General features: G+C 55.3%; 8 protein-coding genes. 6 read left to right on the plus strand and 2 right to left on the minus strand.

From position 1 onward, the window contains the following. Nucleotides 1-19: 19 nt before the first annotated feature. Nucleotides 20-1,684 carry a glutamine--tRNA ligase gene (gene glnS, locus SPL01S_RS20655; RefSeq protein WP_004949671.1) on the minus strand — a complete coding sequence of 555 codons (1,665 nt, stop codon included), beginning with the start codon at nt 1,682-1,684 and terminating at the stop codon, nt 20-22. A 241-nt stretch (nt 1,685-1,925) separates the two neighbouring features. After that, nucleotides 1,926-3,962: an N-acetylglucosamine-specific PTS transporter subunit IIBC gene (gene nagE / locus SPL01S_RS20660; protein ID WP_063202545.1), complete on the minus strand. Its 2,037-nt coding sequence runs from the start codon at nt 3,960-3,962 to the stop codon at nt 1,926-1,928. Nucleotides 3,963-4,296: 334 nt separating this feature from the next. Between nagE and nagB the strand changes: the two genes are divergently transcribed. The 6 genes from nagB (at nt 4,297) to asnB (ending at nt 11,923) form a co-directional block, all read left to right on the plus strand. Beyond that, nucleotides 4,297-5,097, plus strand: a complete 801-nt coding sequence (gene nagB, locus SPL01S_RS20665; RefSeq protein WP_006324089.1) for a glucosamine-6-phosphate deaminase — start codon at nt 4,297-4,299, stop codon at nt 5,095-5,097. An 18-nt stretch (nt 5,098-5,115) separates the two neighbouring features. After that, nucleotides 5,116-6,255, plus strand: coding sequence for an N-acetylglucosamine-6-phosphate deacetylase (gene nagA, locus SPL01S_RS20670; protein ID WP_063202547.1), 1,140 nt, complete (start codon nt 5,116-5,118; stop codon nt 6,253-6,255). Nucleotides 6,256-6,282: 27 nt separating this feature from the next. After that, entirely contained in the window at nt 6,283-7,503 is a 1,221-nt protein-coding gene (gene nagC / locus SPL01S_RS20675; protein ID WP_004949658.1) for a DNA-binding transcriptional regulator NagC, read from the plus strand. A gap of 67 nt (nt 7,504-7,570) precedes the next feature. After that, entirely contained in the window at nt 7,571-8,323 is a 753-nt protein-coding gene (locus SPL01S_RS20680) for an HAD-IIA family hydrolase (protein WP_004949656.1), read from the plus strand. A 201-nt stretch (nt 8,324-8,524) separates the two neighbouring features. Beyond that, entirely contained in the window at nt 8,525-9,970 is a 1,446-nt protein-coding gene (gene chiC / locus SPL01S_RS20685; RefSeq protein WP_063202549.1) for a chitinase ChiC, read from the plus strand. A 288-nt stretch (nt 9,971-10,258) separates the two neighbouring features. After that, entirely contained in the window at nt 10,259-11,923 is a 1,665-nt protein-coding gene (gene asnB, locus SPL01S_RS20690; RefSeq protein ID WP_004949649.1) for an asparagine synthase B, read from the plus strand. The last annotated feature ends 218 nt before the right edge of the window (nt 11,924-12,141 follow it).

Genomic DNA, 12,141 nt, shown 5'->3' on the forward strand with positions numbered 1-12,141 from the left:
CATCAGCGGTGTATCACGCTCAGGCGTCGATTTTCGCCCAAGTGTCACGCAGGCCAACGGTGCGGTTAAACACCAGATGCTCAGCCGAAGAGTCGCGGCTGTCGGCGCAGAAATAGCCTTCACGTTCGAACTGGTGGGCTTTTTCCGGCTGTGCAGCAGCCAGGCTTGGTTCCACGAAGCCATGCTTGACGACCAGCGACTCCGGGTTGATGGTGGCGAGGAAATCCTCTGCCGCCGCCGGGTTCGGCACGTTGAACAGGCGATCGTACAGGCGGATTTCCGCCGGCAGCGCATGTGCAGCGGAGACCCAGTGGATCACGCCTTTCACCTTGCGGCCATCGGCAGGATCCTTGCTCAGCGTGTCCGCATCGTAGCTGCAGAAGATGGTGGTGATCTCACCCTCGGCATCCTTTTCAACGCGTTCAGCCTTGATCACATACGCATTGCGCAGACGCACTTCTTTGCCCAGCACCAGACGCTTGTATTGCTTGTTGGCTTCTTCGCGGAAGTCGGCGCGATCGATATAAATCTCACTGCTGAACGGCACTTCGCGGCTGCCCATTTCCGGCTTGTTCGGGTGGTTTGGCATGGTGACCATTTCCACACCTTCCGCCCGGTTCTCGATGATCACTTTCACCGGATCCAGCACGGCCATCGCACGCGGCGCGTTTTCGTTCAGATCCTCACGAATGCAAGCCTCCAGCGCCACCATTTCAACGTTGTTATCCTGCTTGGTCACACCGATGCGCTGGCAGAACTCACGGATTGAAGCCGCGGTATAACCACGGCGGCGCAGACCGGAAACGGTCGGCATACGCGGATCATCCCAGCCTTCAACGATGTTCTCGGTCACCAACTGGTTCAGCTTGCGCTTCGACATGATGGCGTACTCAAGATTGAGGCGCGAGAACTCGTACTGACGCGGATGGCAAGGGATGGTGATGTTATCCAGCACCCAGTCATACAGACGGCGGTTGTCCTGGAACTCCAGCGTACACAGCGAATGGGTGATCCCTTCCAGCGCATCGGAAATGCAGTGGGTGAAATCGTACATCGGGTAGATGCACCACTTGTTGCCGGTCTGATGGTGTTCTGCAAATTTAATGCGGTACAGCACCGGATCGCGCATCACGATGAACGGTGAAGCCATGTCGATTTTGGCTCGCAGGCAGGCAGCGCCTTCGGCAAACTCACCCTTGCGCATTTTCTCAAACAGCGCCAGATTCTCTTCCACGCTGCGGCCGCGATATGGGCTGTCTTTGCCAGGCGCCGTCAGGCTGCCGCGATATTCGCGGATCTGCTCAGGCGACAGTTCGTCGACATAGGCCAGACCTTTGTTGATCAGCTCAACCGCATAGTGGTGCAATTGATCGAAGTAATCCGAGGAGTAACGGACGTTGCCGCTCCACTCAAAGCCCAGCCACTCTACGTCGTGCTTGATTGACTCAACGAATTCGATGTCTTCTTTTACCGGGTTGGTGTCATCGAAACGCAGGTTGCACTGCCCCTGATAATCCTGGGCGATGCCGAAGTTCAGGCAGATGGATTTGGCATGGCCGATATGCAGATAGCCATTTGGCTCCGGCGGGAAACGGGTATGTACCGACGCGTGTTTCCCTGACGCCAGATCTTCATCGACGATCTGACGGATAAAATTGGTTGGGCGGGCTTCAGCCTCACTCATTTGACTATTCCTCAATGCAAAGCGCTACACATAACCGCCTATGATCCAACAAGCCACGCCCGGAAACAACCGTTTGTTTCACGAAAAATGTGCCGCGCTGCACCGCAATAGACCACAGCACCACAAAGGGGCAAATTGCGCCCATAAAAAAGCGGGAAGAGATCGCTCTCTTCCCGCCAAAGGTAGGGTGTGTTCCGTCATGACTCGTTAAACACCCTGGGTACTACTCAGGTAAAACACTTTACTTCTGGATGTCGAACAACTTGGTCTGGCCGGCCACCACGGAACCGGTCGCCAGCGCCGCCAGACCTGCGTAGTCGTCAGAGTTGCTGACCACCACCGGGCTTATCATCGAGCGGGCATTGGCGTTCAGGAAGTCCAGATCCAGCTCAAGAATCGGCTGGCCGGCTTTCACCTCAGCGCCCTCTTCTACCAGGCGTTTGAAGCCCTGTCCGTTCAGCGCCACGGTGTCGATACCCATGTGCACTACGATCTCCGCGCCCTTGTCGGTTTCCAGACAGAAAGCGTGGTTGGTGTTGAAGATTTTCACGATAGTGCCGTCCGCCGGCGCCACCACGGTTTTGTCGGTCGGGCGGATAGCCACGCCGTCACCCACCGCTTTGCTGGCAAAGGCTTCATCAGGAACCTGATCCAACAACACCACTTCACCGGTTACCGGTGCCACGAGCGTCTCAAAAGCCACCTTAGGCGCATTAGGCACTGCTTGCGGCTTGGCTTCGGCAACAGGCGCGGCAGCTGGCGCTACAGTGGCCGCTATCGGACCTGCGGCGACCACGTTGCGCATGGCGCTGGCAATCAGCTCCGCACGGGTGCCGACAATCACTTGCACGCTCTGTTTGTTCAGGCGGATCACGCCGGAAGCGCCCAGACGTTTCGCCACCGCGTCGTTCACCAGCGCAGAGTCTTTCACGTTCAGACGCAGACGGGTGATACAGGCGTCGATGCCGGTCAGGTTGTCAGAACCGCCGATGGCGCCCACGTAACGGCGTGCCAGGGTAGTGGTTTCGTTTTCGTCTTTACCGCCGTCGGTACCAACGTTGACGTCATAACCGTCGGTTTCGTCACCGGCAACCGCCAGTTCGCGCCCTGGGGTCATCAGGTTGAACTTGTTGATGGTGAAGCGGAACACCACGTAGTAAATGGCGAAGAACACCAGGCCCTGCGGGATCAGCATGAACCAGTGGGTCGCCAATGGGTTACGTGACGACAGCACCATATCCACCAGACCGGCGCTGAAGCCGAAACCGGCAATCCAGTGCATGCTGGCAGCGATGTATACCGAAATACCGGTCAGTATCGCGTGGATCACATACAACACTGGAGCCACGAACATGAAGGAGAATTCCAGCGGTTCGGTGATCCCGGTAAAGAAGGCGGCAAAGGCGCCCGCCATCATGATACCCAGCACTTTGGCTTTGTTTTCCGGACGCGCGCAGTGGTAGATCGCCAGCGCCGCACCCGGCAGACCGAACATCATGATTGGGAAGAAGCCCGCCTGGTAACGGCCGGTGATGCCGACAACCGCTTTACCGGATTCGATAGATTGCTGGCCGCCGAGGAAGTTAGGGATGTCGTTAATGCCGGCCACGTCGAACCAGAATACCGAGTTCAGCGCATGGTGCAGACCGACCGGGATCAGCAGACGGTTGAAGAATGCATAGATACCGGCGCCAGCAGAGCCCAGCTTCTGAATGTGTTCACCGAAGTTAACCAGGCCACCGAAGATCATCGGCCAGAGATACATCAGGATGAAGGCCACCAGGATCATCAGGAAGGAGATCAGGATAGGCACCAGACGGCGGCCGCTGAAGAACGACAACGCCTTCGGCAACTCAACGCTGCTAAAGCGGTTGTAGACTTCGGCGGAGATGATACCCACCAGAATACCGACGAACTGGTTCTCAATCTTGCCAAACGCGGCAGGCACCTGGTCGAGAGGGATCTTCTGAATCATCGACACGGCGGCCGGTGAACACAGGGTGGTTAATACCAGGAAGCCGACAAAGCCGGTCAGCGCAGCGGCGCCGTCCTTGTCTTTGGACATGCCGTAAGCCACACCGACGGCGAACAGCACCGACATGTGTTCGATAATGGCAGAGCCGGATTTAATAAAGAAAGCAGCGAGAGCGTTGGAGGCGCCCCAACCAGTAGGGTCAATCCAATACCCGACGCCCATCAAGATCGCGGCGGCGGGCAACGTGGCAACCGGCACCATCAAGGCGCGGCCCACTTTTTGCAAATAACTAAGAATGTTCACCTTTTCCCCCTATGTTGTCCGCGGACGGACCCTATTAGTAGTTTATTTAACTCTCTCACTACCTTTTAGAAATAACGCATGGCACGTATCACTCATGCGGAGTGTAAAAAAATTATTTCGTATCGCAAATTAAAAGCTCCTTTTTTGTGATTTATATCACCAAAAAGTAGTCTTAAGCTGCCACATTGCTAGCCATCACACAAAACTTATTTTATCATTCGAAAAATCATCGGGACTGACGCTTCACGTGAGAATCATAAAGTTGGATTACGCTTAGACTCTTGTACAGGCCCGTACAGTATAGCTTTAGTTTACTTACCCAAAGAGGTGTTAGATGAGACTTATCCCACTGAAAGATACTGCACAAGTCGGCAAATGGGCCGCCCGCCATATCGTCCAGCGCATCAACGCATTCAAACCCACTGCGGAGCGTCCGTTTGTGCTCGGCCTGCCAACCGGCGGTACTCCGCTCGAAGCCTACAAACATCTGATTGCGATGCACAAAGCAGGTGAAGTAAGCTTTAAGCATGTTGTGACTTTCAACATGGATGAATACGTTGGCCTGCCGCAGGAGCACCCGGAAAGCTATCATACCTTCATGTACCGTAATTTCTTTGATCACGTTGATATTCCAAGTGAAAACATCAACCTGCTGAATGGCAATGCGCCGGACGTTGACGCCGAATGCCGTAAGTACGAAGAAAAAATCAAATCTTACGGTAAAATCCATCTGTTCATGGGCGGCGTCGGCGTTGACGGTCATATCGCGTTTAACGAGCCGGCTTCATCATTGGCGTCGCGTACCCGCATCAAAACGCTGACTGAAGATACCCGTATCGCCAACTCCCGCTTCTTCGGCGGGGATGTCAGCCTGGTGCCGAAATACGCGCTGACCGTAGGTGTAGGTACGCTGCTCGACGCAGAAGAAGTGATGATCCTGGTGACCGGCCATGCCAAGGCACAGGCGTTGGAAGCCGCAGTGGAAGGCAATATCAACCATATGTGGACCATCAGTTGCCTGCAGCTGCACGCCAAAGCGGTTGTGGTGTGCGATGAACCTTCCACCATGGAACTGAAAGTCAAAACCGTTAAATACTTCCGCGAATTAGAAGCGGAAAGCGTTAAGAGTCTTTAATTTTTGCAGGGGGCTACGATGTTCGCTTTAACCCAATGCCGGATTTTCACCGGCCACGACGTGCTTGACGACCATGCGGTAATCATCGCTGATGGACTGATTGAACGAGTCTGTCCGCTGGCTGAACTGCCGGCCGACATGGAAACGCGCGATCTGGGTGGCGCTATCCTGGCCCCCGGTTTGATCGACGTGCAGCTTAACGGCTGTGGCGGCGTACAATTTAACGATTCGCTGGAGGCCATTTCGGAAGAGACGCTGGAGATCATGCAGCGCGCCAACGAAAAATCCGGTTGCACCAGCTATCTGCCGACGCTGATCACCAGCAGCGACGAGTTTATGAAGCACAGCATCGATGTGATGCGCACTTATCTGAAAAAACACCCGAATCAGGCGCTTGGCCTGCATCTGGAAGGGCCGTATCTTAGCCCGCTGAAAAAAGGCACCCACAACCCGGCGTTTATCCGCAAACCGACCAGCGAGATGATCGACTATCTGTGCGCCAACGCCGATGTGATCACCAAAGTCACGCTGGCACCGGAGATGGTGGAGCCGCACTTTATCAAACAGCTGACCGCGGCGGGCATCGTGGTCTCCGCCGGCCACTCGAACGCCACCTACGATCAGGCCCGCACCGGCTTTGCCGCCGGCGTCACCTTCGCGACCCATCTGTATAACGCCATGCCGTATATCACCGGGCGCGAACCTGGGTTGATGGGGGCGATTTTCGATACGCCTGAAGTGTATACCGGCATCATTGCCGACGGCCATCACGTGGCCTGGGCGAGTATCCGTAACGCCAAGCGCATGAAAGGTGATAAATTGGTGCTGGTCACCGATGCCACCGCCCCGGCGGGCGCAGAGATTGACCAATTTATTTTTGCCGGTAAAACAATATACTATCGCGACGGGCTGTGCGTGGATGAGAACGGCACCCTGAGCGGCTCTGCGCTGACCATGATCGACGCGGTGAAAAATAGCGTAGAGCACGTCGGCATTGCGCTGGACGAAGCGCTGCGGATGGCGACCTTGTATCCGGCGCGCGCCATCGGCGTAGACCACCTGTTAGGCACAATCGAAGCCGGCAAGGTGGCAAACCTGACCGCATTTACCCGTGATTTTAATATCACCAAAACGCTCGTTAACGGTAACGAGGTTTAACTTAATGAACAGCGAGTAAAATTATTGATGAGTACTGGCGGACAGGCACAAATAGGGAACGTTGACTTAGTCAAGCAACTCAACGGCGCAGCAGTGTACCGCCTGATCGACCAGCAGGGTCCGATCTCGCGCATTCAGATAGCCGAACTCAGCCAGCTAGCGCCCGCCAGTGTCACAAAAATTACTCGCCAGCTGTTGGAGCGCGGGCTGATCAAAGAAGTCGATCAGCAAGCCTCCACCGGCGGCCGTCGCGCCATTTCCATTGTCTCCGAAACCCGGCACTTCCACACCGTGGCGGTGCGTCTTGGGCGTCACGACGCCACCATAACCCTGTACGACATGAGCGGAAAATCGCTCGGTGAAGAACACTACCCGCTGCCGGAACGTACGCAAGAGACGCTGGAAAATGCACTGTTCAACGCCATTGCGCAGTTTATCGAAAGCTACCAGCGCAAGCTGCGCGAACTGATCGCCATCGCGGTGATCCTGCCGGGTCTGGTTGATCCGGCGCTGGGCGTGGTGCGCTACATGCCGCACATCAGCGTCAACCACTGGCCGTTGGTCGATAACCTGCAGCAACGTTTCAACGTCACCAGCTTTGTCGGCCACGATATCCGCAGCCTGGCGCTGGCGGAGCATTACTTTGGCGCCACCCGTGACTGCGAAGACTCTATTCTGGTCCGTCTGCACCGGGGTACCGGTGCTGGCATTATCGTCAATGGCCAGATTTTCCTGGGCAATAACGGCAACGTCGGCGAAATCGGCCATATTCAGATCGATCCCTTGGGCGAACGCTGCCACTGCGGCAACTTCGGCTGTCTGGAAACCGTAGCCGCCAACGCCGCGATTGAACACCGCGTGCGCCATTTGCTGACTCAGGGTTATCCAAGCAAGCTGACGCTCGACGATTGCAGCATCGCCGCCATCTGCAAAGCCGCCAACCGTGGCGATCTGCTGGCCAGCGAAGTGATCGAGCACGTTGGCCGTTACCTCGGCAAAGCGGTGGCTATCGCCATTAACCTGTTTAATCCGCAAAAAGTGGTGATCGCCGGGGAAATTACCGAAGCCGAAAAAGTGTTGCTGCCGGCGATCCAAAGCTGCATCAATACTCAGGTACTGAAGGACTTCCGCAGAAATCTGCCGGTGGTCACTTCCGAACTCAATCATCGCTCGGCGATCGGCGCTTTCGCCCTGGCCAAGCGGGCAATGCTCAACGGTGTACTATTGCAGCGATTGCTGGAAAGTTGAGCCGCCGCTTCAGGCAGGTGTGCATCTTCGCGTTTTTGCCTGCCGTAAATCATGAGAAACAGCAACGATGACAATCAAGAACGTTATATGTGATATCGACGGCGTGCTGCTGCATGACAACACGCCGGTTCCCGGCGCCGATCTTTTCCTGGCGCGCATTCAGGAACAGGGCATGCCGCTGGTGGTGCTGACCAACTACCCGTCGCAGACCGCGCAGGATCTGGCAAACCGCTTTGCCGCCGCCGGGCTGGAAGTGCCTGAGAGCGCGTTTTATACCTCCGCGATGGCCACCGCCGATTTTCTGCGCCGCCAGGAAGGCAAAAAAGCCTACGTGGTCGGTGAAGGCGCGTTGATTCATGAACTCTATAAGGCCGGTTTTACCATTACCGACATCAACCCGGACTTCGTGATTGTCGGCGAAACCCGTTCCTACAACTGGGATATGATGCACAAGGCCGCCTACTTCGTTAATAACGGCGCGCGCTTTATCGCCACCAACCCGGATAGCCATGGTCATGGCTTCACGCCGGCCTGTGGTGCGCTGTGCGCGCCTATCGAAAAGATCACCGGCCGCAAGCCGTTTTACGTCGGCAAGCCAAGCCCGTGGATCATTCGCGCCGCGCTGAACAAGATGCAGGCGCATTCGGAAGAAACGGTGATCGTGGGCGACAACCTGCGCACCGACATTCTGGCGGGCTTCCAGGCGGGTCTGGAAACCGTGCTGGTGCTGTCCGGCGTCTCGACGCTTAACGATGTCGAAACCATGCCGTTCCGTCCGAGCTATATTTTCCCCTCCGTAGCCGACATCACCATTTTTTAATTCCTGCGGCGGCCTCAATGGCCGCCTCTGCCCCATTATCTCAATAATAAAACCTTCGCCAGCGTGAATTTAATTTATTCATGGACGCAAAAGGTTTCAGCCTGCCCTCGTTAAAAATCCGCACTATGTATTTACACCCCGCCAATCACTGAATTGCCGGCGAGTGAAAATACCCTTACTCAAAAAGATAACGAGGCTACAATGAGCACGAATAATATTATCAACGTACAAGCCGCAGACGCTGCTGCCGCGATGCCAGACCTGACCGGTAAAAAAATCCTGATGGGTTTTTGGCATAACTGGCTCGCCGGCGCCAGCGATGGTTACAAGCAAGGCAAATTCGTCAATATGGATCTGACCGATATTCCGCCTGAATATAATGTGGTGGCGGTCGCCTTTATGAAAGGCGAAGGCATTCCTACCTTCAAACCTTACAACCTGTCCGACGCCGAGTTCCGCCGCCAGGTTGGCGTGTTGAACAGTCAGGGCCGGGCGGTGCTGATTTCACTGGGCGGCGCAGACGCGCACATCGAGTTGAAAACCGGCGATGAAGATAAGCTGAAAGATGAAATTATTCGTCTGGTAGAAACCTATGGCTTTGACGGCCTGGATATTGACCTGGAACAAGCGGCGATTGGCGCAGCCAATAACAAAACCGTATTGCCCGCCGCGCTGAAAAAAGTTAAGGATTATTATGCCGCACAAGGCAAAAAATTCATTATCAGCATGGCGCCTGAATTCCCTTATTTGCGTACCAACGGCAGTTATCTGGATTATATTACCGCACTCGAAGGCTATTATGATTTTATCGCGCCGCAGTTCTATAACCAGGGCGGCGATGGCATTTGGGTTGACGAACTCAATGCCTGGATCACCCAGGTCGACGATGCCAAAAAAGAAGAGTTTCTTTATTACCTGACCGAAAGCCTGGTTACCGGCACCCGCGGTTATACCAAGATCCCGGCGGCCAAGTTTGTGATCGGCCTGCCAAGCAACGTGGACGCAGCAGGAAGCGGCTATGTGATCAATCCGCAGGCGGTGTTCAACGCTTTCAAACGTCTGGATGCCAAAGGGCTGTCGATCAAGGGGCTGATGACCTGGTCGATCAACTGGGACAACGGCAAAAGCAGCGCCGGCGTTGCCTATAACTGGGAGTTCAAAACGCGCTATGCGCCGTTGATCCAGGGTGGCGTCACCCCACCGCAGCCGGGAAAGCCTGATGCACCCACGGCGCTGGCAGCTTCAGAACTGGCGGCTACCTCGCTGACACTGAGCTGGCGCGCCGCAACCGGCACCGCGCCGATCGCCAGTTACAGCGTTTACCGCAACGGCAACGCCATCGGCCAGACCGGCGGCCTTTCGCTGCAGGACAGCGGTCTGACCCCATCCACTCAATACAGCTATTTTGTCACCGCAACCGACAACCAGGGAAATACCTCGCTGCCAAGCAGTGCGCTGGCGGTGAAAACCGCAGACGGCGGTACTCCGCCTGAACCGGGCGTGACCGAGTGGCAGAGCAATCACAACTACAAGGCGGGCGATGTCGTGACCTATAAAGGCAAAAAATACACCTGCCTCCAGGCACACACCTCGAATCCCGGTTGGACACCGGATGCCGCCTTCACCCTGTGGCAGTTGACCGCCTGATAGTCGGCAACGAGTCGCCGGTAAAATTGGCCGGCGACTCACTCATCCACCTAAAAATTGAATATTCTCTAATTAAAAACGATAAAAACTGAATATCCGCTAAAAATCGACAACCCCCAAACAACTATTTTTCTGCGTAACGCTAAAACACTTGCATCCCCTGCCGGTTTTGACGCATTTTCATAAACACAACGCAGCAAAACCGCGTCATCGCTGATGAACCGGCCACGCCGCCCATAACAGCAAATCAACATCACAGTCTAAAAAAGTCGTTAGGAGAGTCGTTATATGTGTTCTATTTTCGGTGTGCTCGATCTGAAGTCCGATCCCGTTGAACTGCGTAAGAAAGCGCTGGAGCTGTCTCGTCTGATGCGCCACCGCGGCCCGGACTGGTCCGGCGTTTACGCCAGCGATAAAGCCATTCTGGTGCATGAGCGCCTGTCGATTGTCGACGTCAACAATGGCGCCCAACCGCTGTACAACGCTGCGCACACCCACGTTTTGGCCGTAAACGGTGAGATCTATAACCACCAGGCACTGCGTCAAGAACTGGGCGAGCGCTACGAGTTCCAGACCGCATCCGACTGTGAAGTGATCCTGGCGCTGTATCAGGAGAAAGGCATCGATTTCCTCGACGACTTGCAGGGCATGTTCGCCTTCGCCCTTTATGATTCAGAGAAAGACGCTTACCTGATTGGCCGCGATCACCTGGGCATTATCCCGCTCTACATGGGCCATGACGAATTCGGCAACCTGTATGTCGCCTCCGAAATGAAAGCGCTGGTGCCGGTCTGCCGCACCATCAAAGAATTCCCGGCGGGCAGCTATCTGTGGAGCCAGGACGGTGAGATCCGCGAATATTACCAGCGCGACTGGTTCGATTACGACAATGTCAAAGACAACGTGACCGATGCCAACGCACTGCGCAACGCGCTGGAAGATTCGGTGAAAAGCCACCTGATGTCCGACGTGCCGTACGGCGTACTGCTGTCTGGCGGCCTGGATTCTTCCGTAATCTCCGCCATTACCAAAAAATACGCCGCACGCCGTGTGGAAGATCAAGAGCGCAGCGAAGCCTGGTGGCCACAGCTGCACTCCTTTGCCGTCGGCCTGGAAGGTTCACCGGATCTGCGCGCCGCGCAGGAAGTGGCCAACCATTTGGGCACAGTGCACCATGAAATTCATTTCACCGTGCAGGAAGGCCTGGACGCCATCCGCGACGTGATTTATCACATCGAAACCTACGACGTCACCACCATTCGCGCCTCCACGCCAATGTACCTGATGTCGCGTAAAATCAAAGCGATGGGCATCAAGATGGTGCTGTCCGGCGAAGGTGCGGACGAAGTGTTCGGCGGTTATCTGTACTTCCATAAGGCACCGGATGCGCGTGAGTTCCACGACGAGACCGTGCGTAAACTGCTGGCGCTGCATATGTTTGACTGCGCACGCGCCAACAAGGCGATGTCCGCCTGGGGCGTGGAAGCTCGCGTCCCCTTCCTGGATAAAAAATTCCTCGACGTGGCGATGCGCATCAACCCGAAAGATAAAATGTGCGGCAACGGCAAAATGGAAAAACACATCCTGCGCGAGTGTTTTGAATCCTATCTGCCGGCCAGCGTGGCCTGGCGCCAGAAAGAGCAGTTCTCCGACGGCGTGGGCTACAGCTGGATCGACACGCTGAAAGAAGTCGCTGCGAAGCAAATCAGCGATCAACAGCTCGAAACCGCACGTTTCCGTTTCCCGTACAACACGCCGAGCTCAAAAGAAGGCTACCTGTATCGCGAAATCTTCGAAGAGCTGTTCCCACTGCCAAGCGCGGCCGAATGCGTACCTGGCGGCCCGTCAGTGGCTTGTTCTTCAGCGAAAGCCATCGAATGGGATGAATCCTTCAAAAAGATGGACGATCCTTCTGGCCGTGCCGTTGGCGTCCATCAATCCGCCTACAAGTAATCACGCGGGTTTTATATCCAGGGCGGGCCTCATGGCCCGCTTTTTTATTGATGTTTTCAACCATTAATCACCTGAATTGATGATTTTATCACCATACTGTTCACAACCCAGACAAACAACACATCCAGCCGCTTTTTCGGGAAAAAACTTGTTGACGCAAAACGGCCATATACGCATAATGCGCCCCGCAACGCCGATGAAGGTTGCGCGAAAAAAGA

Origin of the sequence: Serratia plymuthica NBRC 102599 (assembly GCF_001590925.1) — a bacterium.
Lineage (GTDB): Bacteria > Pseudomonadota > Gammaproteobacteria > Enterobacterales > Enterobacteriaceae > Serratia > Serratia plymuthica.

Excerpts from the sequence above, each read along its gene's own strand:
- glnS (WP_004949671.1), bottom strand. The coding sequence starts at position 1,684 with ATGAGTGAGGCTGAAGCCCGCCCAACCAATTTTATCCGTCAGATCGTC.
- nagB (WP_006324089.1), top strand. The coding sequence starts at position 4,297 with ATGAGACTTATCCCACTGAAAGATACTGCACAAGTCGGCAAATGGGCC.
- nagA (WP_063202547.1), top strand. The coding sequence starts at position 5,116 with ATGTTCGCTTTAACCCAATGCCGGATTTTCACCGGCCACGACGTGCTT.
- nagC (WP_004949658.1), top strand. The coding sequence starts at position 6,283 with ATGAGTACTGGCGGACAGGCACAAATAGGGAACGTTGACTTAGTCAAG.
- SPL01S_RS20680 (WP_004949656.1), top strand. The coding sequence starts at position 7,571 with ATGACAATCAAGAACGTTATATGTGATATCGACGGCGTGCTGCTGCAT.
- chiC (WP_063202549.1), top strand. The coding sequence starts at position 8,525 with ATGAGCACGAATAATATTATCAACGTACAAGCCGCAGACGCTGCTGCC.
- asnB (WP_004949649.1), top strand. The coding sequence starts at position 10,259 with ATGTGTTCTATTTTCGGTGTGCTCGATCTGAAGTCCGATCCCGTTGAA.